Raw genomic sequence first — 24395 nt, 5'->3', positions numbered from 1 at the left:
GGATCGTTCCCTCGACGGGCGACGTGCATACACAGATACCCTTGACTGGTGACCGACGCCCAAAAGACCGCAGCAGACACGACACTGCGAGCAGCCGGAGACTCGCCTCCGGATCCCCGACCGGCGCCGGTACCGCTGTTGGAGCCACGCGAAGGCATCCCCCCGGTGGTCGCCACCGATGAGGCGCTCGCCGAGGTCGTGGCCGCCTTCGCGGCCGGCACGGGACCCGTCGCCGTCGACGCGGAACGCGCCTCCGGCTACCGCTACGGCCAGCGGGCCTACCTCGTACAGCTGCGCCGCGAGGGCGCCGGCAGCGCACTGATCGACCCGGTCGGCTGCCCCGACCTCTCGTCGCTCGGCGATGCCATCGAGGACGCCGAGTGGGTCCTGCACGCCGCCACCCAGGACCTCCCGTGTCTGCGCGACATAGGGATGGTCCCCACCCGCCTGTTCGACACCGAGCTCGCCGGCCGGCTGGCCGGCTTCGCCCGGGTCGGCCTGGGCGCGATGGTCGAGAACGTCCTCGGCTTCGCCCTGGAGAAGGGCCACTCCGCCGTCGACTGGTCCACCCGGCCGCTGCCCGAGCCGTGGCTGCGCTACGCCGCACTCGACGTCGAACTGCTGGTGGACCTGCGCGACGCGCTGGAGGAGGAGCTGGAGCAGCAGGGCAAGCTGGAATGGGCACGTCAGGAGTTCGCCGCGATCGCCGCCGCTCCCCCTGCCCCGCCCCGCAAGGACCCCTGGCGCCGCACCTCGGGCATGCACAAGGTGCGCAGGCGTCGCCAGATGGCGGTCGTCCGTGAGCTGTGGACGGCCCGCGACCTGGTCGCCCAGCGCCGGGACGTCTCCCCCGGCAAGGTGCTCGGCGACGGCGCGATCGTGGAGGCGGCGCTGAATCTGCCGCCGAACACCCACGCCCTGGCCGCCCTGCCCGGCTTCGGCCACCGTATGGGCCGCCGCCAGCTGGAGCAGTGGCAGGCCGCCGTCGACCGCGCGCGGAGCCTGCCCGACAACGAGCTGCCGCAGCCGGGCCAGCCGCTCAACGGCCCGCCGCCGCCCCGCTCCTGGGCCGACAAGGACCCGGCCGCCGCGGCCCGGCTCTCGGCCGCGCGCTCCGCGGTGACCGCGCTCGCCGAGAGCCTGAATCTCCCGCAGGAGAACTTGATCACGCCGGACACCGTCCGCAGGCTGTGCTGGGAGCCGCCGGCGCAACCGACGCAGGAGACGGTCGCCGAGGTGCTGGCCGGGCACGGCGCACGCCCCTGGCAGATCGAGAAGGTCGCGCCGCTCCTCACCGCCGCGCTGCTGACGGACACCGACGGCGACGACTGACACCGCCCGTGGCGCCCGGCCCGGCCCCGGGCCGGGCGCCGCTCAGTCGCGGTCGACGTGCTTGCGCAGGATCTTGCCGTCGGTCGCGCCGATGTCGTACGTCGTCTTGTTCCAGTTGTCCTGGGTGACGATGTCGACGGCCCAGGAGAGCGTGCCGTTGCCGAAGCCGCCGAGTTCGACGGAGCTGACGGTCCCCCGTTGCCTGGCGGAGGCGGTCCGTACGGCCTGCTGCGCGGTCACCGTGGACCTGCCGAGCCGGCCGGCCAGCTCCCGCTTGTCCTCCGCGTCCTGATCGGGCTCGGCACGCGGCGGGTCCGCCTTTCCGGTGGCCGCGTCGACGCGGACGGTGTGGGCGGTGCCGTCGGCCGTCGCCACCTCCGTCTCCCAGGCCGCGCCGCCGCCCGGGGCGCCCTCGAGTTCGGCGGAGACCGGCTCGGTGGCCGGGACGGCCGCGATCGCGGCCGTCAGGGCCTGCTCGTAGGTCACCTTGGCCTGCGGCACGAGGGCCCTGCGCTCGGCCTGGTCCTCGGTGAGCCCGCCGCCCGGGGAGGCCGGGGCGGAAGGGGACGCCGGGGCGGAGGGGGACGACGGCGCTCTCGGCGCCGGCGACCCCGCCGCACTGCTCTTCGTGGCGCCGTCCGCGACGCCGCTGTCCTCGTCCGCACAGCCCGCCAGCAGCGCCCCCGCGGCGGCGACGGCGATGACCACGCCGAGCGCGCGGGGCGCCGCCGGGCGGCGGCACGCTCCCGCGGTGCCAATTCTCTTCGCACACATATGGGCACTCTAAGTCCAATATGAGTAGATTCTGAGTACCCGTCGGACGTGCCTTCGTGCGCCCCGGTGACGGCCGCGCCCGCACGGGTCCCGGGCCGCACTTTCCGCCTCCTCCCGGTGTGACGTTCGCCGCTCCGGGCGGTGGGGGTGTGCAGCTTGGTTACCCGTAAGTAGCATGTGGGGTGTGAAGCGTCCCCCGGGGCGCCCCGCAGCAGTGCCATCCCGCACCTGGAGGAGAGCCAACGTGCCTCGTACCGCTAGGGACGTCGTCTTCGTCGACGGCGTCCGCACCCCGTTCGGCAAGGCGGGCCCCAAGGGCATCTACCACGAGACCCGCGCCGACGATCTCGTCGTGAAGGCCATCCGGGAGCTGCTGCGCCGCAACCCGGCCCTGGACCCCGCGAAGATCGACGAGGTCGCCATCGCCGCGACCACCCAGATCGGTGACCAGGGCCTGACCCTGGGCCGCACCGCCGGAATCCTCGCGGGTCTGCCGCAGTCGGTCCCCGGCTTCTCCATCGACCGCATGTGCGCCGGCGCGATGACCGCCGTGACGAGCATGGCCGGTGGCGTGGCGTTCGGCGCGTACGACGTCGCCCTCGCCGGCGGTGTCGAGCACATGGGGCGCCACCCCATGGGCGAAGGCGTCGACCCCAACCCGCGCTTCGTGTCGGAGAAGCTCGTCGACCAGTCGGCCCTGTTCATGGGCATGACGGCGGAGAACCTCCACGACCGCCTGCCGCACCTCACCAAGCAGCGCGCCGACGAGTACGCCGTGCGCAGCCAGGAGAAGGCCGCCAAGGCGTACGCCAACGGCAAGATCCAGGCCGACCTGGTGCCGATCTCGGTGCGCCGTACCAACGCCGAGGCCGGCGAGACCGGCTGGGGCCTGGCCACCGCCGACGAGCCGATGCGTCCGGGCACGACCCTGGAGAACCTCGCGGGCCTCAAGACCCCGTTCCGTCCGCACGGCCGGGTCACCGCGGGCAACGCCGCCGGCCTCAACGACGGCGCGACCGCCTCGCTGATCGCCGCCGAGGACGTGGCGCGCGAGCTGGACCTGCCGGTCAAGATGCGCCTGGTGGACTTCGCCTTCGCCGGCGTCGAGCCCGAGGTCATGGGCATCGGCCCGGTCCCGGCGACCGAGAAGGCGCTGGCCAAGGCCGGTCTGACGATCGACGACATCGGCCTGTTCGAGATCAACGAGGCCTTCGCGGTGCAGGTGCTCTCGCTCCTGGACCACTACGGCATCGCGGACGACGACCCGCGTGTCAACCAGTACGGCGGCGCGATCGCCTTCGGCCACCCGCTGGCCTCGTCCGGCGTCCGTCTGATGACGCAGCTGGCCCGGCAGTTCGAGGAGCAGCCGAACGTCCGCTACGGCATTACCTCCATGTGTGTCGGCTTCGGCATGGGTGGAACGGTCATCTGGGAGAACCCGCACTTCGAGGGGAACAAGTGAGTACTACCGCTGAGCTGTTGAAGGGTGCGGCAGAGCTGTTCCCCGACGAGGTCGTGACGCAGGCGCACGTGCGCCACCTCGACCTGCCCCAGGGCGCGGGCAAGTTCGCGCTCATCACGCTGGACAACGGCCTGGACCACACCAAGCCGACCACCTTCGGGCCCCAGTCGCTGGCGAACCTCAACGTCGCCGTCGACCAGGTCGAGAAGGAGGCCGCGGACGGCACCATCGTCGGTGTCGGCATCACCGGCAAGCCGTTCATCTTCGCGGTCGGCGCCGACCTCAAGGGCGTCGAGCTGCTCAAGCAGCACGACGACGCGCTGGCCATCGGCAAGGGCGGCCACGACGTCTTCAAGCGTCTTTCCGGCCTGGCCGTACCGACCTTCGCCTACTACAACGGCGCGGCGATGGGCGGTGGCGTCGAGGTCGGTCTGCACTGCACCTACCGCACCGTCTCCAAGGCCCTGCCGGCCTTCTCGCTGCCCGAGGTCTTCCTCGGTCTGGTCCCGGGCTGGGGCGGCTGCGTCCTGCTGCCGAACCTGATCGGCGCGGACCGCGCGGTCTCGGTCATCATCGAGAACTCGCTGAACCAGAACAAGCAGCTCAAGGGCAAGCAGGTCTTCGAACTCGGGATCGCCGACGCGCTCTTCGAGGGTGCGGACTTCCTGGAGCAGTCGCTGATCTGGACCGCGTCCGTCCTCAAGGGCGACACCGAGGTCGTACGGCCCGAGATCGACCGCGGGGCGGCCTGGGACGACGCCGTGGCGCGCGGCAAGGCCGTCGCCGACGGCAAGGTGCACGGTGCGGCCCCGGCCGCCTACCGCGCGCTGGAGATCATCGAGGCCGCCAGGAACGGCGACCTCCAGCAGGGCTTCGACGCCGAGGACCAGGCCCTCGCGGACCTGATCATGGGTGGCGAGCTGCGCAGCGGCATCTACGCCTTCAACCTGGTGCAGAAGCGCGCCAAGCGTCCTGCCGGTGCCCCGGACAAGAAGCTGGCCCGCCCGGTCACCAAGGTGGGCGTCGTCGGCGCCGGTCTGATGGCTTCCCAGCTGGCGCTGCTGTTCGCGCGCCGCCTGGAGGTCCCGGTCGTTCTCACCGACATCGACCAGGCCCGGATCGACAAGGGCGTGGAGTACGTCCACGGCGAGATCGACAAGCTGCTGCTCAAGGGCCGGGTGAACCAGGACAAGGCCAACCGCCTCAAGGGCCTGGTCTCCGGTCACCTCGACAAGGCCACCGCCTTCGGCGACGCGGACTTCGTCATCGAGGCCGTCTTCGAGGAGATGGGCGTCAAGCAGAAGGTGTTCGCCGAGGTCGAGGCGGTCGTGCCGGAGCACGCCATCCTCGCCACCAACACCTCCTCGCTGTCGGTCACCGAGATGGCGTCGAAGCTCCAGCACCCCGAGCGGGTCGTGGGCTTCCACTTCTTCAACCCGGTCGCGATTCTGCCGCTGCTGGAGATCGTGCGGGCGGAGAAGACCGACGACGCGTCGCTGGCCACCGCCTTCTCGGTCGCCAAGTCCCTGAAGAAGACGGCCGTGCTGACGAAGGACGCCCCCGCGTTCGTCGTCAACCGCATCCTGACCCGCTTCATGGGCGAGATCCAGAACGTCATCGACGAGGGCACCCCGGTCGACGTCGCCGAGAAGGCCATCGAGCCGCTCGGTCTGCCGATGTCGCCGCTGGTGCTGCTGGAGCTGGTCGGCCCGGCGATCGGCCTGCACGTCTCGGAGACGCTCAACCGCGCCTTCCCGGACCGCTTCACCGTCTCGCCGAACCTCGCCGCCGTCGTCAAGGCCGGCAAGCGTGGCTTCTACGTCTACGACTCCGGGAAGCCGGAGCTGGACCCGGAGGTCGCCGCCCTCCTCGAGCAGGGCGACTCGGTCCTGACCGAGGAGCAGGTCCGCGACCGCGTCCTGGACGCCGTCGCGCAGGAGATCGGCCTGATGCTGGACGAGGGTGTCGTCGCCGAGGCGCAGGACATCGACCTGTGCCTGATCACCGGCGCCGGCTGGCCCTTCCACCTGGGCGGCATCACGCCGTACCTGGACCGCGCGGGTGTCTCCGAGCGGGTGACCGGCAAGCGGTTCCTGGAGCCGGGCGTCGCGAGCGTGCCCGCGTAAGCGCGCGCAGCTGACGGAAGGATGCGCGGGCCGGCTCGGCGGAGCCGGCCCGCGCATCCGTGCGTCCGGGGGCTGTGCGGGGCGCTCCGGGGGGCCGGTCCTTCGTGTCAGGACGCCGCGGCAGAACGGCGTGGGAGGGTGGCGCCATGGATTCCTTGGTCATTGTCGATGCCGCGAACGTGGTCGGCTCGGTGCCCGACGGTTGGTGGCGGGACCGGCACGGCGCGGCGGAGCGGCTGCGTGACGCACTGCGGCAGTACGTCGCCGGCGGGCTGCCCGGAATCGTCGAGCCGCCGGTGGAAATCGTCCTCGTGGTGGAGGGCGCGGCGCGCGGCGTGGCGTCCGTCGACGGCGTGCGGGTGGAGTCCGCGAGCGGCAGCGGCGACGACCGGATCGTGGAACTGGTCGCCGAGGAGGGCGGCGGCGAGCGGGCGTGTCTCGTGGTCACCGCGGACCGTGGGCTGCGGGAGCGTGTCGAGGCGCTGGGGGCCCGGGTGGCGGGGCCGCGTGCGGTGTGGGGCCGGCGCGACGGCGGGCAGGGCGGCGGGCAGGCTTCCCGGGGCTGACAGGGGCGGCTACGCGGGGTCGCGGAGCCCGGCATGAGCACCATCCCTCCGGTTCTTCCCTACGCCCCTTCCGCGCTCAGACATGCCCCGGGTTTTCGCCGCACGCCCATTGTTTTCACCGGTTCTGCACATTCGATACGCGTGCGGCACGCGGAAAAGCAGAAGATGCCGACATCTCATGTCATCCCGCGCCCGGGCCACAACTGAAGACCGATCGAACGGTAAATACAGATATCCCTCGGACAGGCTTTGCCGCACTATTGCGTGCGGGTTGTCCAGGAGGTGTGCCCCCTGGGGGTTCGTCCGTATCGGACCGGTAAAGCTGCACGTCAGAGCAATTGTGATCTCAAAGCGCGTACCGGAAAAAACGGGACGGCAAGTTGCCGGGCGGTCCGTCGGCGTGATTGCATCCTACGAGTGTGCGAGTCGTCAATTTTGGCTCCCGATTTCGGGAGCCGGACGCCCGCTGCACCGGTCGGATTCTTTTTCCCTCCACCCGGCCGGCATGACTTTTTTTCCTTCACCTCACCGCATCACAAGGAAGGCCCCCATGCGTAACGACGTCACCTCCGCGATCGCCACCGCCGAGATTTCCGACAGCGAGCTGGACAACATTGCCGGTGGCCTCGCCGCCGGTGCCGGCGCCGGTGCGCAGATCCACGCCGCCGGTCTGAACATCGACGCCACCCTCGGTGCGCAGGTCTCCCTCGCCCCCGGCCAGGCGCACGTCTCCGGCCTCGTCGCGGTGCACGCCTCCGGCGTCTGACAGCGACCGCCGCGACCTGCGTCGCGGCCGCCGGCCTGATACGGCCCACCGTCGCCGACGCGCACCGGTGAGCCGGCCGGACACCTCGAACCCCGGAACCCTCAGGTTCCGGGGTTCGCCCGTTCCACGGCGGCGACCCGTGGCGCGACGGGTGGCGGTGTCACATCTTCCGGTTCTGCCGCCCCCGGATGCCGAGGCGGCTGTGCGAGCGCCCGTACACGAAGTAGACGACGAAGCCGATCCCCATCCAGATCGCGAACCGCACCCAGGTCTCGGCAGGCAGATTGATCATCAGCCACAGTGAGGCGAGGACGGACAGCGCCGGGACCAACGGCACGAGCGGGGTGCGGAAGGACCGCGGCAGGTCGGGGCGTGAGCGGCGCAGCAGCACCACGCCGATGGCGACGACCACGAACGCGAACAGGGTGCCGATGTTGACCAGTTCGGCGAGTTCGTCGATGGAGGTGAAGCCGGCCACGACGGCGACGACACCGCCCAGCAGGAGGGTTGACCGGTAGGGGGTGCCGAAGCTCGGGTGGACGCGGGAGAAGACCCGCGGCAGCAGACCGTCCCGGCTCATCGCGAAGAACACCCGGCTCTGGCCGAGCAGCAGGATCATGCACACCGAGGTCAGACCGACGGCCGCGCCGAAGCTGATCAGCCCCGCGAAGAAGGGGTGTCCGAGGTCCTTGAAGGCATCGGCGAGCGGGGCGTCGGTGGAGAGCTTGCTGTACTTCTGCATGCCGGTGACGACGACCGAGACGGCGACGTAGAGGAAAGTGCAGATCGCGAGCGAGCCGAGGATGCCGCGCGGGACATCGCGCTGCGGGTTGCGCGTCTCCTCCGCGGCGGTGGCCACGATGTCGAAGCCGATGAAGGCGAAGAAGACCACGGCCGCCGCGGCGAAGATGCCCATCGTGCCGAAGTCGGCCGGGGTGAAGCCGAACATCACCTGGACGAGCGGCGCCGCCAGTCCGCCGCCGCCCTCGGTGGGCTTGCTCGGCGGGACGAAGGGCTCGTAGTTGGAGCCGGTGATGAGGAAGGCCCCGGCGACGATGACCAGCAGGACGACGGTGACCTTGATGCCGACGACCACCGCGGTCACCCGCGAGGACAGCTTCATCCCCAGCACGAGGATGACGGTCAGCAGCAGGACGAGGACGCAGGCGAGCAGATCGAAGCCGAACTCCCCCTCATGGGTGCCGGACAGCCCGGCGGGCAGCTGCACCCCCGCGGTGTCCAGCAGCGAGCGCACATAGCCCGACCACCCGACGGCGACCACCGCGCACCCCAGCGCCAGTTCCAGGATCAGGTCCCAGCCGATGATCCAGGCCGGCAGTTCACCGAGCGAGGCATAGGAGAAGGTGTAGGCCGAACCGGCCACCGGGACGGTGGAGGCGAATTCCGCGTAGCACAGCGCGGCGAGCGCACAGACGACACCCGCGACAACGAAGGAGAGGGCCACGGCGGGCCCGGCCTGCTCCTTGGCGATTTTTCCGGTGAGGACAAAAATGCCGGTGCCGATGACGACACCGACTCCGAAGACGGTCAGATCGAGCGCCGAGAGGGATTTCTTGAGCGCGTGCTCCGGCTCTTCGGTGTCCTGGATCGACTGCTCCACGGTCTTCGTGCGGAACATGCCGTGACTGCGGCGCGAATCGGGCTGTGTGCCGTGCTCTGTGCTCATGGGCGAACCTCCGCCTGGACGACCCTCGCAATTCTCCTGAACTGACCGAGTCTCCGTAATGGCGCGAAGCAGCCAGCTCCGGCGGGCCCTCGGGCGGCGGTGATTCACCCGATAGGGCGCGGCCGTGGGTATGCCGAAGGGCCGGCCGGAACACCCTTTCGGATGACCGGCCGGCCCCGTGCGGCAGTCGTGAGGTCAGTCGCGGGCGACCTCGGCCGGCTGCGCCTCGTCCTTGGTCCCCACGGAGTCCGCGCTGTCCTCGTAGCGGCCGTCGATCTTCGCGACCAGGCCGGTCACCTGACGGGCGATGTCCGGCGCGGTGAGCCCGATCTCGGCCATGACCTCCTTGCGGGAGGCGTGGTCGAGGAAGCGCTCGGGGATGCCGAAGTCGCGCAGCGGGAGGTCCACACCGGCGTCCCGCAGTGACTGGGCGACGGCCGAACCGACGCCGCCGCTGCGGATGTTGTCCTCGACGGTGACGACCACGCGGTGCTTGGCGGCGAGGCCGGGCAGCTCCGCGTCGACCGGCTTGACCCAGCGGGGGTCGACGACGGTGGTGGAGATGCCCTGCTTGTCGAGCAGGTCGGCGATCTCCAGGCACATCGGGGCGAGCGCGCCGACCGACACCAGCAGGACGTCGGGCCGGGTGACCGCGGCGGCGGGAGCGCGCAGCACGTCCATGCCGCCCACCCGTCCGACCGCCTCGACTGCCGGGCCGACGGCGCCCTTGGAGTAGCGCACCACGGTCGGCGCGTCATCGACCTCGACGGCCTCGCGCAGCTGGGCGCGGACCTGGTCGGCGTCGCGCGGCGCGGCGATCCGCAGGCCGGGCACGACCTGGAGGAGCGACATGTCCCACATGCCGTTGTGGGAGGCGCCGTCGGTGCCGGTGACACCGGAGCGGTCCAGGACGAAGGTCACGCCGCACTTGTGCAGCGCCACGTCCATCAGGACCTGGTCGAAGGCGCGGTTGAGGAAGGTCGCGTACAGGGCGAAGACCGGGTGCAGTCCGCCCGTCGCCAGACCCGCCGCGGAGACCGCGCCGTGCTGCTCGGCGATACCGACGTCGTAGACGCGCTCGGGGAAGGCGGTGGCGAACTTCTGGAGGCCGACCGGCTGCAGCATGGCGGCGGTGATCGCCACGATGTCGTCGCGCTCACGGCCGAGCTTGACCATCTCCTCGCCGAAGACGGACGTCCAGTCCGCACCGGAGGCCGCGACCGGCAGGCCGGTGTCGGGGTGGATGACGCCGATGCCGTGGAAGCGGTCCGCCTCGTCCTGCTCGGCCGGCTTGTAGCCGCGGCCCTTCTCGGTGAGGCAGTGCACGATGACCGGGCCGCCGAAGCGCTTGGCGCGCTGCAACGCGGACTCCAGCGCCTCCAGGTCGTGACCGTCGATCGGACCGACGTACTTCAACCCGAGGTCCTCGAACATCCCCTGCGGGGCGATGAAGTCCTTCAGCCCCTTCTTGGCGCCGTGCAGCGTCTCGTAGAGCGGCTTGCCGACGACCGGGGTGCGCTCCAGGATGTCCTTGCCACGGGCCAGGAAACGCTCATAGCCGTCCGTGGTGCGCAGCGTGGCGAGGTGGTCGGCCAGACCGCCGATGGTCGGCGCGTAGGAGCGCTCGTTGTCGTTGACAACGATGACGAGCGGGCGGTCCTTGGCGACGGCGATGTTGTTCAGCGCCTCCCAGGCCATACCGCCGGTCAGCGCACCGTCACCGATCACCGCCACGACATGGTCGTCCTTGCCGCGCACCTGGTTGGCCTTGGCCAGACCGTCGGCCCAGCCCAGCACCGTCGAGGCATGACTGTTCTCGATGACGTCGTGCTCGGACTCCGCCCGCGACGGGTAGCCGGACAGTCCGCCCTTCGCCCGCAGCTTCGAGAAGTCCTGACGCCCCGTGAGCAGCTTGTGCACATACGACTGGTGACCGGTGTCGAAGAGGACCCGGTCCTGCGGGGAGTGGAAGACACGGTGCAGGGCGATGGTCAGCTCGACCACACCCAGATTCGGCCCGAGGTGTCCGCCGGTCTTGGCGACCGCGTCGACGAGGAAGGTACGGATCTCCCCCGCCAGCTGCTCGAGCTGGTCGGGTCCGAGCCGGTCCAGATCGCGCGGTCCCTCGATGCGGGTCAGCAGCGCCACCCGTGCCTCCTTGTGCTGTCGAGCGTGTTCGAACCTGGTCGGGTCCGAGCTGGTCGAGCTTGCCGATCAGTCGAGTCTAATGTTCCGCCCGCTGCGCCGGTGGCCGGGCCTTGCGATGTATGTCACTCGGGTGACGCGCTCGCACGGCGCACGCTGCGCAAAAGGCGCCGGCCCCCACCAGATCGTGCCTGGTGAGGGCCTGGCCGGCCGGACGGGGCCGGGAGGGGCCGCGGGAGCGGCCCCTGGATCATGTTCTTCCGGCCGTTTTCTGGGTCCGCCGGGAGACCGAGTCGATCACGACGGCGGCGAGCAGCACCGCACCGGTGATCATGTACTGGATCTCGCTGGCCATGCCGAGCAGGTTCAGGCCCTGCTGGATGGACTGGATGACCAGCATGCCCAGCAGCGCGGACCAGATCTTGCCGCGGCCGCCGAAGAGGCTGGTGCCACCGATGACGGCCGCCGCGATGACGTTCATCAGGGTGTTGCCGGAGCCCAGGTTCTTGGTGGCGCCACCGGAGAGGCTGGCGATGAACAGTCCGCCGAAGGCGGCGAGCATGCCGGAGACGGCGAACACCGTGATGCGGATCTTGTTGACGTTGATACCGGCGCGCCGGGCCGCCTCGGCGTTGCCGCCGACCGCGAAGATCTGCCGTCCGTAGGCGGTGCGGCGCACCACGAAGTCGGCGAGGACCAGGACCGCGAGGAAGAGCACCAGTGCCAGCGGCAGGCCGCGGGCGCCCTGCGGCTCGTTGAGGACGTAGGCGACGGCGAAGGCGAGCAGCGCGACGACGCCGGTGCGCAGCAGGATCTCGCTGAGCGGGCGGGACGGCAGCACCGCGGTCCTGCGGCGCTTGGCGTCCAGCAGCAGCGACCCGGCATAGGCGAGGACGGCGATCAGCGCGAGACCGTACGCGGCGGCCTTGTCCTCGAAGTAGTAGCCGGTGAGGTTCTCCACCACGCTGCCGGTGGGTGTGTTGATGGAGCCTTCCTTGCCCATCATCCAGATCTGCAGGCCGCTCCAGCCGAGGAAACCGGCGAGCGTGACGACGAACGCCGGGACGCCGACCTTGGCGAAGAAGAAGCCGTGCAGGGCGCCGATGGCGATGCCGGCGGTGATGGCGATCAGTACCGCGAGCCAGTCGTTGACGCCGTTGGTGACGCTGAGCACCGCCCAGACGGCGGCGCCGACGCCGGCCACCGAGCCGACCGACAGGTCGATCTCGCCGAGCAGCAGGACGAAGACGATGCCGACGGCCATGATGCCGAGGCCGGAGGTGTAGACGCCGATGTTCGCGAGGCTGTCGGCGGACAGGAAGCTGCTGTTCTTCAGCTGGAAGACGACGGCGATGACGAGCAGCCCGATGACGACCGGGAGCGAGCCCAGCTCACCACCGCGCACCCGGCGCTTGAAGTCGCCGAGGTAGCCGGCGAAGCCCTGCTCGCGGACGAGCAGACGCGGGTCGACGGCTGCGGGCTGGGGCGTGTCGACGGCGGCCGGTGCGGCGGCCGGGGCCGCCGCGTCCTCGCCGGCCGCGGGCTGCTTGGTGAGGTCGCTCATGCGCTGGCCTCCTTCTTCACGTGGTCCGTGCGCGCCTTGCGGCGGGTGACGGCGTTGTCGGAGGCGCCGGTGATGGCGGCGATGACCGTCTCGTGCGAGGTGCCCTCGACGTCGAAGACGCCGTTGTTGCGTCCGAGGCGGAGCACCGCGACGCGGTCGGCGACGGCCTGCACGTCGGCCATGTTGTGGCTGATGAGGATGACGCCGAGGTTCCGCTCGCGCAGCCGTTCGACGAGGTCGAGGACCTGCGCGGTCTGCTCGACGCCGAGAGCGGCGGTGGGCTCGTCGAGGATGACGACCTTCGGGTCGCCGATCAGCGCGCGGGCGATGGCGACGACCTGCCGCTGGCCACCGGAGAGCGCGGCGACGGGGATGCGGACGCTGGGGATGCGGATGGACAGGGTGTCCAGCAGCTCCTTGGCGCGCTTCTCCATCGCGATCTCGTCCAGGACGCCGGCGGTGCGGATCTCGTTGCCGAGGTAGAGGTTGGCGACGACATCGAGGTTGTCGCAGAGCGCGAGGTCCTGGTAGACGGTGGCGACGCCGAGTTCCTGAGCGTCGTGCGGCTTGTTGATCCGGACCGCCGCGCCCTCCCACTCGATGGCGCCGTCGTCGACCGGGTGCACACCCGAGATGGTCTTGACGAGCGTGGACTTGCCGGCGCCGTTGTCGCCGACCAGGGCGACCACCTCGCCGGGGTGGATCTCCAGGGTGACGTCCGTGAGTGCTTGGACGGCGCCGAACCGCTTGGAGATTCCGCGCAACGCCAGCACAGGCGTAGCGGACACGTGAATCATCTCCTTCGCCGCCGTGGCAACGGCGGGGATGGTGCTGCGTGGAGCAGAGGGGGTGTTTTGCGAGGTGCGGTGGGTGCCGGCCGGAGCGGGAAGGGCTCGGGCGGCACCGGACCGGGGGCGCGGGGCCGCGGGCTGTGCCGCGCGGCCCCACGGAGCCGGGGTGCTTACTTGATGCCGGCCGCCTCGCAGGCCGCCTTGAGGTCCGCCGAGCAGATCTGGCTCGCCTTGTAGACCTTGTCCTTGATGATCGTGTCCGTGATGTTGTCCTTGGTCACGATCTGCGCGTCGTACAGCTTGGCGGGAATGCCCTTGACCTCACCGCTGAGGCTGTCGACCTTGGTGTCCGTCAGGGAGCCGATCTTCTCGCCCTTGAGCAGCTTGACCGCGATCTCGGCCGTGGAGTCGGCCTGCGGCTTGATCTGCTTGTAGATCGTGAACGCCTGGTCGCCCTTGAGGATCCGCTGCAGGCCCGCGAGCTCGGCGTCCTGGCCGCCGACCGGGACCTCGACGCCCTTCTGCTTGAGCGCGGTGATGATGCCGCCGGCCATGCCGTCATTGCCGGAGTAGACGCCCTGGAAGCCGTCCTTGCCGAGCGAGTCGAGGGCCGCGCCCATCTTCCGGTTGGCCTCGTCCGGCGACCAGTCGGGGATGTCCTGCTCGTACGCGATCTTCTTGACCTGCTTGTCGAGGACGCTGTGGGCGCCCTTCTTGAAGAACGGCATGTTCGGGTCGGTCGGCGAGCCGTTGATCATGACGACATTGCTGTCCTTGGCCTTGTCGCCGAGCGACTTGACCAGTGCCTCGCCCTGCAGACGGCCGATCTTCTCGTTGTCGTAGGACACGTAGGCGGAGATCTCACCCTCGGCCAGCCGGTCGTACGCGACGACCTTGACGCCCTTCTTGGCGGCCTGGTTGACCCAGGACTTGGTGGCCTTGTAGTCGACGGCGTCCAGAATGATCACCTTGACGCCCTGGGTGATCAGCGCGTCGAACTGCTTCTTCTGGGTCTCGGTCTCCTGCGCCGCGTTGTTGTACTTCACCGTGCAGTCGCTGCACAGCTCCTTGATCTTCGCCTCCATCAGCGGGCGGTCGAAGGTCTCGTAACGCGTGGTCTTGTTCTCCGGCAGCAGAAGGCCGATGGTCTTGTTGTCGCCGCCACCCGCCGTGTCGCCGTCGCCGGCCTTGCCGCAGGCGGCCACGGAGAGGGCCATCGATACGGCGGCTGTGCCTATGACGACGCGACGCGTCCAAAGGTTCATTGGGTTGCCTCCCTGACGAGGCCGCGTCGTTGCGGCCGAGGTGGCTGGAAGTCAACTCGGCCGCCAGCCCACCGTCAAGGAGTAAATCCTTAACGAGATGACAACGGTGCCATGCGTTAGCTGTATGAACTCAGAGCGGATCAGGCGATGGCGGGGGCCTCGGCGGCCTGCACACCGTCGAGGAGGGAGGAATCCCCCATCTCGCTCAGCACCAGCGCCAGCGCGCCCAGCACCTCGGCACGCCCCCCGAGCGTGCCGGGGACGATGCCCAACTGCCGTGCGGCGCTGGGGATCGCGTAGCGCGACACCGACTCCCGGATGGGCGCGAGCACCAGCTCGCCCGCCTCTGCCAGGTCACCGCCGAGCACCACCCTGCTCGGATTGAGGAGATTGCACAGATTCGCCACGCCACTACCGATATGACGGCCTACGTCCGCGATCACTCGTCGGCAGCCCGGGTCGCCCTCGCGAGCCAGCTGCACCACCCGCGCCATGGTCAGGTCCGGCCCGTGGCTCGGCTGGAGCAGCGGCAGGACGTACCGGGCCGCGGTGAAGGTCTCCAGACACCCGCGGTTGCCGCAGCGGCACACCGGGCCCGCCTCGTCCAGCGTGATGTGCCCGATCTCGCCCGCCGTGCCGCCCGGCCCGCGGTAGATCTGCCCGCTGATCACCAGGCCGGCGCCGACACCGCTGGCGACCTTGATGTAGGCGAGGTCGGCGGCGCCACGGCCGCCGCCCCAGACCAGCTCGCCGAGCGCGCCGAGGTTGGCGTCGTTGTCGACGTAGACGGGCACCCCGAGCCGCTCCGACAGCGCCTGGCTGGGGTTCGTGCCGGACCAGCCCGGCAGGATCGCCGTCGAGCCGAGGGTGCCGGATTCGACGTCGATGGGGCCGGGGACGCCGAGGCCGACACCGATCACCTTGCCGGGGGCGATGCCGGTGGACTCCACCAGCCTGCTGACCAGCTGCTCCGCCCGGTCGAACCCTTCCGCGGCGGAGGCGTCCACATCGATCGGCTCGGCCTCCTCGGCCAGCACCTGGTGGGCGAGGTTGCCGACCGCGACCCGCAGGTGGGAGTGGCCGAAGTCGACGCCCACCACGATGCCCGCGTCCCCGGACAGCGAGACGCTGCGCGCCCGCCGGCCGCCCGCGGACGTCGGGGTGACCTCGACGGTCCCGCCGTCCTTCAATTCGCGAACGATGTTGGAGACCGTCGCCGCGGACAGCCCCGTGCTCCGGGCGATCTCCGCCTGCGTGAGCGAGCCCGCCATGCGCACCGCGCGCACGACCCGCTCCAGGTTGGCCCGGTGCAGCGAAGACTGTGACCCCGGAGTCTCCATCGGCTCATCCACTCCCATCTGGGGCTGGGGGTACCTCCCAGCCGTGGCTGGGGAGGTACGACGACCGCCCGCCGGCCGCACCCACGTCCTCGGGGGGCGGCTTCGATTTCAACATGTGAACCCTAAGCAGAACGCCAGCACGGAAGTCCCGTCAAGGTGTTGAGCGAAGCATGATCGGAAGGCAGCTCATATGTGAAGCCGCTGCCCGGCCTGTGCGCCCGTGCCCACCCAGCGTGAGCGGGACGTGCCGGAGGGCGGTCCCGCCGTCGCGGAACCGCCCTTGTGGCGTGAAATCGCCGTCCATCGGCGTGGGGGCTACTTCAGCGCGCCGGCCGTCAGCCCCGCCTGCACCTGACGCTGGAAGATGAAGTACACGATGAGCACCGGCAGCATCGCGATCATCATGCCGGCCATCAGGCCGCCCCAGTCGCCCTCGTAGCCCTGTTGCAGCGCGATGTTCGCCAGGCCCTGGGTCAGTACGTACTTGTCCTCGTCCTGGTTGAGGACCATCGGCAGCAGGTACTGGTTCCACTGCCCCAGGAAGTTGAAGATCCCGATGCTGATCAGGCCGGGCTTGGCCATCGGGAGCATCACCTGGAAGAACGTCCGGACGTGCGAGGCGCCGTCGATCATGGCCGCCTCCGCCACCGAGGTCGGCAGGGTCCGGAAGAAGGACGTCATGAAGAAGACCGTGAAGGGCAGCGAGTAGGCGATGTAGACCATGATCAGGCCCTGGTAGGTCGCCAGCAGCGGCACGCCGGGGAAGTCCCGCATCACGAAGAACAGCGGGATGACCAGCATGAACACCGGGAAGGACATTCCGGCGACGAACAGGTAGTAGATGAACCTGTTGCCCGGGAACTCGAACCGCGCCAGGACGTAGCCCGCCATCGAGCCGAGCACCATCGTCCCGATGACCGATCCGCCCACCACGATCAGGGTGTTGAGGAAGAAGCTGCCGATCTTGGCCTTGTTCCAGGCGTTGGCCCAGTTCTCGAAGTGCAGGGTGTCCGGCAGCGACCAGGGTGTGGTGAGGATGTCGCCGCTGCTCTTGAAGGAGCTCCACAGCACCCAGACCAGCGGCAGGCCCACCATCAGCGCCCACACGATCAGCATGCCGTGCGAGAAGACGTTCAGCACGCCGCCCTCGGCGCGCTTGCGCGACCGCTTGGCGCGCCGGTGCTCTTCCAACCGCCGGCCGGTGAGGGCCGGCAGGTTCTCGACCGCATCGGTTTCCGTCGTCATGCGCCCGTCCCCCTAGAACTCGATCCGCTCACGTCGCGCGAAGCGCATCGTGAGCACGGCGAACAGCAGGGTCACGACGAGCATGGCGACACCCATGGCCGCCGCGTAGCCGAACTGGCTGTCGCGGAAAGCGGTTTGGTACAGCCGGAGCGGGACGACGTCCGTCGCGCCGTCCGGGCCGCCCATGTTGACCGACATGATCTGCACCAGGGCGAAGGCGTCCATGGCGATGATGCCCATGTAGACCCAGCCCGTCTGCACGGTGTCCCACAGCAGCGGCAGGGTGATCCGGAAGAAGGCGTGGAAGCGGTTGGCGCCGTCCAGCAGCGACGCTTCGTAGATCTCCCGCGGAATGGAGGCCATGGCGGCGGAGAACAGCACGACATAGAAGCCGACATTCGCCCAGACCATCACGACCATGATGCAGGCGAGGGCGATGCTCCGCTCGCCCAGCCAGGAGCTCTGGAGGGAATCGAGACCGACGGATCCGAGCAGCGAGTTGAGCATGCCGTCATGCGGATCCGGATTGTAGATGTTGAACCAGATCACCGAGATGATGGTGATGGAGATGACCTGCGGGAAGAAGTAGACGAATTTGTAGAAGGACGCCCCGCGTACGCCGGTGATGACGGCGCCGCGCCGGGCCCGGCCGCCGACATTGAGCATGAAGGCGAAAAAGAGCCCCAGGGCGAGCGTGGCGATGGGCACCAGCACGAGCATGACGACGTTGTGCCGGAGCGCGTTCCAGAACTCGTCGCTGTGCAGCAGCTTGTCGTAGTTGTCCAGGCCGATGCTCTCGGCGGCGCCCCGCAGGCCGCTCCACTCCGTCGTCGAGATCTGGAACGCCTGGACGAACGGTGAGATCACGAAGATCGCGTAGATCAGCAGAGGCAGGGCCAGGAACCCCACGATGAATCGGTACTTGCCGTGTTGCATTGCGCTCCCCGGCCCTCCCTCGTCAGCGGTGGTGCATGGTCAGGAACCGCGGTGGAACTTGGTGACGGAGTCGTCCTTGGCGAATTCGTCCGCGTACTGCTGAGCCTTCTTGATCCACTCCGCGGCCTTCATGTCACCGGTCAGAAGCTGACTGGTGAGGCCGCCCAGCTTCTCGTCGGTCAGCTTGGGATACCACTCCTGCAGCTGAATCATCAGCAGATTCTCGCCACCGTCCTTCACCGCCTGGGCAGCGGAGGACAGACCCGGCGAGAGTTTCATCCCATCGGTCGCACCCTGGACCGAGGTGAGGGACTTGACCTTCGTGGCGAAGTTCTGCGCGTGCTTCTCGGAGAGCAGGATGCGCAGCAGCTCCATGCCGCCGATCGGGTTCTTTCCGCCCTTGGCGACGATGAACGGCTCGCTGGGTTCCGCGCGCAGCGTGCCGTGCGGCATCTTGTCGCCGCTGCCGCCGTCGAAGAGCGGGCCGACGGACATCCCGAACCCGTCCGGCGTGGTCGGCGCGGACTCGTTCTCCACCCAGGAGCCGTTGGGGATGAAGGCGGCCTTGCCCCGCGTCCAGGCGGTCTGGGACTGGATGTGCGTCAGGCCCTGGCTGCCCTGGAGGAAGTAGCCCTTGGCGGCCAGCTCCTCGTAGTGCTCGATGACCTGCTTGACGGCGTCGTTCGACGTCCAGGCCTTCGGCTCCAGGTTGTCGATCGCGATCCACTTGTCCAGTCCGCCGATCTTGGCGATCTGCGGAAAGACGTTGAAGTGCACGTAGTACGGATACTTGCCCGGGTAGGTCCAGGGCGCGATGCCCGACTTCTTGATCTCGGCACAGAGCTTGATCATGTCGTCGAACGAGGTGGGATATTCCCAGCCCTTGTCCTTGAGGAGCTTGCTGGAATACCACGTTCCGTACACGGTGAACGCGTAATAAAGGACATCAAAGGTGTCCTTGTGCTTGCCCTTTTCCAGGGTGCTCGGGTAGAGCAGGTCGCGGACCTTCTTCTTCGGGTCGTCCAGCGACGGGGCGTCGAGCAGCGGTGCCAGATCCTGCAACTGGCCCTGGGAGGACAGCTTGTTCATGTCCAGGTGGTCGGAGCCGGAGTTGTCGATGAGATCCGGCGGATTTCCGCCGGCGAAGCGCGGCTGGAGCTTCGGGCCGACCTGCTGGGTACCGGTGTGCTTGATGGTGACGCCGTACGTCTTGTTGTAGTCGGCCTCGGCGTCCTTGGCGTATTGGTCACCCAGACCGCCCTTGAAGATGAACGCCTCCAGCGGCGCGCCCTTCTTCGCGCCGAGAGGGTTCTTGGCGGATGTCGCGCCCTTGTTCTTGGTCCCGTCGGTCTCGCCGCCCCCACCACCTCCGGTGGCACACGCGGAAAGCGCGCTCATCGCCGGTACGGCGACGATTCCCAGGGCCGCGGCACGCTTGACCAGATCACGACGGTTGAATTCTGAGGTGGATCCCATGCTCAAGTCCTCGCCTTCTTCAGGACTCAGGCGGTGTACCGGAGCCACCCCGGCACCGCGGGTCAGATGAAGCTGAGTTGTACGGGATGTGCACCGGGCGCGCTAGAGATACGCGGGGAAATCATCCGTCCCCCGCAGTTCCCCCCGGATCCGCGGCCGCGTTCCCGCAGCCGGTCGGACGCCGACAGGTATAGTCCACTTCCGGTCGAAGGGGCAAGATCGAATGCAGGGTTGGACGGCAGTCTTTCCCTAGTTGAGACCTCCCCGACATGCGGCGGATCGTGCGGCGTTCGCCGTCGCCGGACCGCACGAGCGCATGTCCGACCCACGAATCGCAGCGCCACCCTTGACACCAAACTTCCCACGCACCTTACTTATCTCTGCATTACGCAACTGACAACGATGTCAATCTCGTTGAGAGGGCTCGCGTGCGGCTCAGACACCGGCACAGTCCACTGCGGCGGATCGCCCGCCCCGTCGCCCTCGCGGCGGCCACCCTGCTCGTCCTCACCGTGCACGGCCCGGCAGGGGCCGCGCCACCGCAAGCTCCCCGCGCAGCGGGCGAGTTCAGCTCCTCCTTCGAGTCCGGGGACCCGCGCCCGGACTGGACGGACACCGCGGAGACCGGCCCCGACGGCACCCCGCGGGCCTCCGGCGTCAGCCCGGAGACCACCCCCGCGGCCCCCGGCATGACCACAAGGACCGACACCGGACCCGCCGAGTCCCCCACCGCCAAGGCGAACGCCGGCTTCTCCGGCGGCCATGCGCTGCGCTACGCCGGGACCCACACCGCGGACCGGCGCGGCTATGCGTACAACAAGATCTTCGACGTCAACACCCGTGTCACCGCGGCCACTTCCCTCTCCTACAAGCTCTTCCCGGAGATGCGCACCACCGACGCCGACTACCCCGCGACCCATGCCGCCGTCGATCTCGCCTTCACCGACGGCACGTATCTCAGCGAACTGCGCGCCGTCGACCAGAACGGTGCCCCGCTGACGCCGCAGGGCCAGGCCGCTTCGAAGACGCTGTACGTCAACCAGTGGAACCACCGGGAGTCGAGGATCGGCGCGGTCGCGGCCGGCAAGACCGTCGACCGGATCCTGGTCGCCTACGACGCGGCCGAGGCCCCGCCGACCGCTCCCGCCTTCCGCGGCTGGGTCGACGACGTCACCCTCGCCGCGAAGGCCCCGGAGAAGCCGCTCGCGCACCTGTCGGACTACGCCCGGACCACCCGCGGCACGCTGTCCAGCGGCAGCTTCTCGCGCGGCAACACCTTCCCGGCGACCGCCGTGCCCAACGGCTTCAACTTCTGGACGCCGGTGACCAACGCGGGCTCCTCCGACTGGCTCTACGAATACGCGCGGAAGAACAACGCGGACAACCTGCCCACCCTGCAGGCCTTCAGCGCCAGCCATGAGCCGAGCCCGTGGATGGGCGACCGGCAGACCTTCCAGGTCATGCCGTCCGCCGCGTCCGGGACCCCGGACGCCTCGCGCACCGCCCGCGCGCTGCCCTTCCACCACGCCAACGAGACCGCGAAGCCGCACTACTACGGCGTGACCTTCGACAACGGCCTCAAGACGGAGATCACCCCGACCGATCACGCCGCGATGATGCGCTTCACCTTCCCCGGCGACGACGCGAGCCTGATCTTCGACAACGTCAACAACAAGGGCGGGCTGAGCCTGGACACCGAACGGGGCGTCGTCACCGGCTTCTCGGACGTCAAGAGCGGCCTTTCGACCGGCGCCACCCGGCTCTTCGTCTACGGCGTCTTCGACGCGCCGGTCACCAAGGGCGGCAGGCTCGACGGCGGCGGGGGCAAGGATGTCACGGGCTATCTGCGCTTCGCGCCGGGCGCGGACCGGACCGTGACCATGCGCATCGCCACGTCGCTGATCGGGGTGGACCAGGCGAAGGTGAACCTGGCCCGCGAGATCCCCGCAGGCGCGTCCTTCGCCGGTGTGCGGGACGGCGCGCAGGCGCAGTGGGACGACATCCTGGGCCGCATCGAGGTCGAGGGGGCGAGCCGCGACCAGCTCACCACTCTCTACTCCAACCTCTACCGGCTCTACCTCTACCCCAACTCCGGTTCCGAACGGGTGGGTTCGCGTACGCGCTACGCCAGTCCGTTCTCGCCGCAGGTCGGCCAGGACACCCCGACACACACCGGATCGAAGATCGTCGACGGTGAGGTCTACGTCAACAACGGCTTCTGGGACACCTATCGCACCACCTGGCCGGCCTATTCGCTGCTCACCCCGAAGCGGGCCGGAAAGATGGTCGACGGCTTCGTGCAGCAGTACAAGGACGGTGGCTGGATCTCGCGCTGGTCCTCCCCCGGGTACGCGGATCTGATGACCGGTACCAGCTCCGATGTGGCCTTCGCGGACGCGTACGCCAAGGGGGTGCGCTTCGACGCCGAGGCAGCTTACGAGGCGGCCGTCAAGAACGCGACGGTCGCACCGTCGAATCCGGGCGTCGGCCGCAAGGGGATGAACACCTCGCCCTTCCTCGGCTACACGAGCACCGACACCCGGGAGGGCGCGTCCTGGGCGCTGGAGGGCTACCTCAACGACTTCGGCATCTCGCGCATGGGCAAGGCGCTGTACGAGAAGACCAAGAAGCCGCGCTACAAGGAGGAGTCCGCCTACTTCCTCGCCCGCGCGCAGAACTACGTCAAGCTCTTCGACGCCAGGGTCGGCTTCTTCCAGGGCAAGGACGGCAAGGGCAACTGGCGCCTGCCGGCGGACAAGTTCGACCCGCGCGTCTGGGGCAACGACTACACCGAGACCAACGCCTGGAGCTTCGCCTTCACCGCACCGCAGGACACCCGCGGCCTCGCCAACCTCTACGGCGGGCGGGCCGGCCTGGCCAAGAAGCTGGACACGTACTTCTCCACCCCGGAGACCGCGTCCAAGGAATTCGCCGGCTCCTACGGTGACGTCATCCATGAGATGACCGAGGCCCGCGACACCCGCATGGGCATGTACGGGCACAGCAACCAGCCCTCGCACCACATCGCCTACACCTACGACGCTGCTGGGCAGCCCTGGAAGGCGCAGGAGAAGGTCCGCGAGGTGATGTCCAGGCTCTACCTCGGCAGTGAGATCGGGCAGGGGTATCCGGGCGACGAGGACAACGGCGAGATGTCCGCGTGGTACGTCTTCAGCGCGCTCGGCTTCTATCCGCTGGTCATGGGCCAGGGCGAATACGCGGTGGGCTCCCCGCTGTTCACCAAGGCCACCGTCCACCTGGAGAACGGCCGCGACCTCGTCATCAAGGCACCCCGCAACAGCGCCCGCAACGTCTACGTCCAGGGGCTTCGGGTGAACGGCAAGGCGTGGAACTCCACCGCCCTGCCGCACGACCTGCTGGCCCGCGGCGGCACCCTCGACTTCGCGATGGGCGCCGAACCGTCCGCCTGGGGCAGCGGGAAGGACGCCGCCCCCTCCTCCGTCACCGAGGACGACGAGGTTCCCTCCCCGCCGGGCGATGTGACCGGCACGGACGGCGGTCCGCTCTTCGACAACACCTCGGACACCTCCGGGGCGCTCACCGACGCTCCGGTGGAGCTGAAGGAGGCCGCCGAGGTCACGTCGTACACCCTCACCTCGGCGGACCGCACCGCGGCTCCCACGGGCTGGACGCTGGAGGGCTCCACCTACGGCACACATTGGAAGCCGCTGGACCGGCGCGGCGGCGAGTCCTTCACCTGGGACCACCAGACCAGGGTGTTCGCCGTCGACCGGCCGGGCCGGTACCGGCACTACCGGGTGGTGCCGGCGGGGAAGGGCGAGCTGGCGGAGGTGGAGCTGCTCGGGGCGTCATAAATCGCACCGATGTACGCGGTTCCTGTGCAACTATTCGGCTGATCACGTGACGCGTCCCCCATGGGGGCGCGTCACGTCTCTTGTCCGAATACTTGGAGACATAGGTGACTTCACCCTCTCGCCGTACGCGCGGGCGCATACGGGCCCGGCTCGCGACGGCGGCGCTCGTCGCCACTCTGGCGGGCACGACCGCCGGCCCGGCCTTCGCCGACAGCACACCGCCGTCCGAGGCGCCTCGCCTCAAGGCCGTGCAGACGCCCGAGGCTGCGCAGGCAGACCCCGGGGAGGTGTACAACACCCCCTTCTTCTTCGTCCTGGACGGCGTCGACCGCAAGGGCAGCCTGTTCATGTACGCGCCGGACGGCAAGGGCGACTTCGGCCCCCGCGACAAGATCTTCGACGGCGACGACATCGGGGATTTCAAGTACCTCAAGGCCGCGGCGCAGGTCGACAATGACAAGGACGGCTACTCCGACGCGACGTACTACTGGACCGTCGCGGGCGTCCTGTCCTACACCTACACGAACGCCGACAGCGAGGTGAAGACCCGCCGGATCGGCGGCGGTTGGGACATCTACACCAAGGTCCTCTCACCGGGCACCATCGGCGGCGCCAAGGAGTCCGACATCCTGGCCGTCGACAAGGCCGGCGTGCTGTGGACGTATTCGGCCCGCCCGGACGGCACAGTGACCCCGCGCGTACGCGTCGGCGCCGGCTGGGGCGGCTACACCCAGCTCGCAGGCCAAGGCGACCTCACCGGCGACGGCCGGGCGGACATCGTCGCCCGGGACAAGGCCGGGGTGCTGTGGCTCTACCAGGGAACCGGTGACGCCGGGGCACCGTTCGCGCCCCGCCGGAAGATCGGCGCCGGCTGGAACACCTACAACTACCTGCATTCCAACGGCGACCTGGACCGGGACGGCACCGCCGACCTGCTGGCCCGTGCCGCCGACGGCAGTCTCTCCTTCTACCGGGGCACCGGCCAGGCATCCGCCCCGTACGCCAAGCCCGTGAAGCTGCGCGGGAGTTTCGGCAGCTACCGCCTGATGTTCTGAGGCCGTCCCGGCCGCAGCAAAGCACAAGG

At 69.2% G+C, this 24395-nt stretch carries 17 protein-coding genes; 7 read left to right on the top strand and 10 right to left on the bottom strand.

What is annotated here, in order from left to right; all coding sequences use genetic code 11:
* The first annotated feature begins 48 nt into the window (after positions 1-48).
* Positions 49-1332, top strand: coding sequence for an HRDC domain-containing protein (locus tag ACGFZW_RS15040; RefSeq protein ID WP_393893526.1), 1284 nt, complete (start codon positions 49-51; stop codon positions 1330-1332).
* Positions 1333-1374: 42 nt separating this feature from the next.
* Here the strand turns inward: ACGFZW_RS15040 and ACGFZW_RS15035 are convergent, their stop codons facing one another.
* Positions 1375-2106 carry a PepSY domain-containing protein gene (locus ACGFZW_RS15035; protein WP_393893525.1) on the bottom strand — a complete coding sequence of 244 codons (732 nt, stop codon included), beginning with the start codon at positions 2104-2106 and terminating at the stop codon, positions 1375-1377.
* Positions 2107-2350: 244 nt separating this feature from the next.
* On the opposite strand from ACGFZW_RS15035, the gene ACGFZW_RS15030 reads away from it, so the two are divergent.
* The 4 genes from ACGFZW_RS15030 (at position 2351) to ACGFZW_RS15015 (ending at position 7026) form a co-directional block, all read left to right on the top strand.
* Positions 2351-3568 carry a thiolase family protein gene (locus ACGFZW_RS15030; protein ID WP_393893524.1) on the top strand — a complete coding sequence of 406 codons (1218 nt, stop codon included), beginning with the start codon at positions 2351-2353 and terminating at the stop codon, positions 3566-3568.
* Entirely contained in the window at positions 3565-5694 is a 2130-nt protein-coding gene (locus ACGFZW_RS15025) for a 3-hydroxyacyl-CoA dehydrogenase NAD-binding domain-containing protein (RefSeq protein ID WP_393893523.1), read from the top strand. The genes ACGFZW_RS15030 and ACGFZW_RS15025 overlap by 4 nt, the downstream gene beginning before the upstream one ends.
* Before the next feature lie 146 nt (positions 5695-5840).
* Entirely contained in the window at positions 5841-6260 is a 420-nt protein-coding gene (locus ACGFZW_RS15020) for an NTP pyrophosphohydrolase (RefSeq protein WP_393893522.1), read from the top strand.
* A gap of 550 nt (positions 6261-6810) precedes the next feature.
* Positions 6811-7026, top strand: coding sequence for a hypothetical protein (locus ACGFZW_RS15015; protein ID WP_393893521.1), 216 nt, complete (start codon positions 6811-6813; stop codon positions 7024-7026).
* A gap of 160 nt (positions 7027-7186) precedes the next feature.
* On the opposite strand, the gene ACGFZW_RS15010 is transcribed toward ACGFZW_RS15015, so the two are convergent.
* From ACGFZW_RS15010 to ngcE, 9 genes are all read right to left on the bottom strand, one after another.
* A complete protein-coding gene (locus ACGFZW_RS15010; protein WP_393893520.1) occupies positions 7187-8713 on the bottom strand; it encodes an amino acid permease in 1527 nt (508 codons plus the stop codon).
* A 195-nt stretch (positions 8714-8908) separates the two neighbouring features.
* Entirely contained in the window at positions 8909-10861 is a 1953-nt protein-coding gene (gene dxs, locus ACGFZW_RS15005) for a 1-deoxy-D-xylulose-5-phosphate synthase (RefSeq protein ID WP_393893519.1), read from the bottom strand.
* A gap of 247 nt (positions 10862-11108) precedes the next feature.
* Complete coding sequence (locus ACGFZW_RS15000) at positions 11109-12422, bottom strand: sugar ABC transporter permease (RefSeq protein WP_393893518.1); 1314 nt, start codon at positions 12420-12422, stop codon at positions 11109-11111.
* Positions 12419-13219, bottom strand: a complete 801-nt coding sequence (locus ACGFZW_RS14995) for an ATP-binding cassette domain-containing protein (protein WP_393893517.1) — start codon at positions 13217-13219, stop codon at positions 12419-12421. Before ACGFZW_RS14995 ends, ACGFZW_RS15000 begins: the two co-directional genes overlap by 4 nt.
* Before the next feature lie 164 nt (positions 13220-13383).
* The gene (locus ACGFZW_RS14990) at positions 13384-14478 is read right to left on the bottom strand and encodes a substrate-binding domain-containing protein (protein WP_393893516.1); all 1095 of its coding nucleotides are present in this window, start codon (positions 14476-14478) and stop codon (positions 13384-13386) included.
* 140 nt (positions 14479-14618) lie between these two features.
* Positions 14619-15818: an ROK family protein gene (locus ACGFZW_RS14985; RefSeq protein WP_393893515.1), complete on the bottom strand. Its 1200-nt coding sequence runs from the start codon at positions 15816-15818 to the stop codon at positions 14619-14621.
* A 315-nt stretch (positions 15819-16133) separates the two neighbouring features.
* Positions 16134-17063: a carbohydrate ABC transporter permease gene (locus ACGFZW_RS14980; RefSeq protein ID WP_393893514.1), complete on the bottom strand. Its 930-nt coding sequence runs from the start codon at positions 17061-17063 to the stop codon at positions 16134-16136.
* A gap of 12 nt (positions 17064-17075) precedes the next feature.
* Positions 17076-17999 carry a carbohydrate ABC transporter permease gene (locus ACGFZW_RS14975; protein ID WP_393893513.1) on the bottom strand — a complete coding sequence of 308 codons (924 nt, stop codon included), beginning with the start codon at positions 17997-17999 and terminating at the stop codon, positions 17076-17078.
* 39 nt (positions 18000-18038) lie between these two features.
* On the bottom strand, positions 18039-19475 hold the full coding sequence (gene ngcE, locus ACGFZW_RS14970; RefSeq protein ID WP_393893512.1) for an N-acetylglucosamine/diacetylchitobiose ABC transporter substrate-binding protein: 1437 nt from the start codon (positions 19473-19475) through the stop codon (positions 18039-18041).
* 428 nt (positions 19476-19903) lie between these two features.
* Here ngcE and ACGFZW_RS14965 point away from each other — a divergent pair, with 428 nt between their 5' ends.
* Both ACGFZW_RS14965 and ACGFZW_RS14960 read left to right on the top strand, forming a co-directional pair.
* Positions 19904-23311, top strand: a complete 3408-nt coding sequence (locus tag ACGFZW_RS14965; RefSeq protein WP_393893511.1) for a GH92 family glycosyl hydrolase — start codon at positions 19904-19906, stop codon at positions 23309-23311.
* Positions 23312-23415: 104 nt separating this feature from the next.
* Positions 23416-24366 carry an FG-GAP repeat domain-containing protein gene (locus ACGFZW_RS14960; RefSeq protein WP_393893510.1) on the top strand — a complete coding sequence of 317 codons (951 nt, stop codon included), beginning with the start codon at positions 23416-23418 and terminating at the stop codon, positions 24364-24366.
* The last annotated feature ends 29 nt before the right edge of the window (positions 24367-24395 follow it).

Origin of the sequence: Streptomyces sp. NPDC048248, from assembly GCF_043201875.1 — a bacterium.
GTDB lineage: Bacteria > Actinomycetota > Actinomycetes > Streptomycetales > Streptomycetaceae > Streptomyces.
Note: the sequence above shows the minus strand (reverse complement) of the source record. Positions and strands in the feature narration are given on the sequence as shown.

Excerpts from the sequence above, each read along its gene's own strand:
- ngcE (WP_393893512.1), bottom strand. The coding sequence starts at position 19,475 with ATGGGATCCACCTCAGAATTCAACCGTCGTGATCTGGTCAAGCGTGCC.
- ACGFZW_RS15035 (WP_393893525.1), bottom strand. The coding sequence starts at position 2,106 with ATGTGTGCGAAGAGAATTGGCACCGCGGGAGCGTGCCGCCGCCCGGCG.
- ACGFZW_RS15010 (WP_393893520.1), bottom strand. The coding sequence starts at position 8,713 with ATGAGCACAGAGCACGGCACACAGCCCGATTCGCGCCGCAGTCACGGC.
- ACGFZW_RS14975 (WP_393893513.1), bottom strand. The coding sequence starts at position 17,999 with ATGCAACACGGCAAGTACCGATTCATCGTGGGGTTCCTGGCCCTGCCT.
- ACGFZW_RS14985 (WP_393893515.1), bottom strand. The coding sequence starts at position 15,818 with ATGGAGACTCCGGGGTCACAGTCTTCGCTGCACCGGGCCAACCTGGAG.
- ACGFZW_RS15000 (WP_393893518.1), bottom strand. The coding sequence starts at position 12,422 with ATGAGCGACCTCACCAAGCAGCCCGCGGCCGGCGAGGACGCGGCGGCC.
- ACGFZW_RS14990 (WP_393893516.1), bottom strand. The coding sequence starts at position 14,478 with ATGAACCTTTGGACGCGTCGCGTCGTCATAGGCACAGCCGCCGTATCG.
- ACGFZW_RS15020 (WP_393893522.1), top strand. The coding sequence starts at position 5,841 with ATGGATTCCTTGGTCATTGTCGATGCCGCGAACGTGGTCGGCTCGGTG.
- ACGFZW_RS14995 (WP_393893517.1), bottom strand. The coding sequence starts at position 13,219 with ATGATTCACGTGTCCGCTACGCCTGTGCTGGCGTTGCGCGGAATCTCC.
- ACGFZW_RS15015 (WP_393893521.1), top strand. The coding sequence starts at position 6,811 with ATGCGTAACGACGTCACCTCCGCGATCGCCACCGCCGAGATTTCCGAC.
- ACGFZW_RS14980 (WP_393893514.1), bottom strand. The coding sequence starts at position 17,063 with ATGACGACGGAAACCGATGCGGTCGAGAACCTGCCGGCCCTCACCGGC.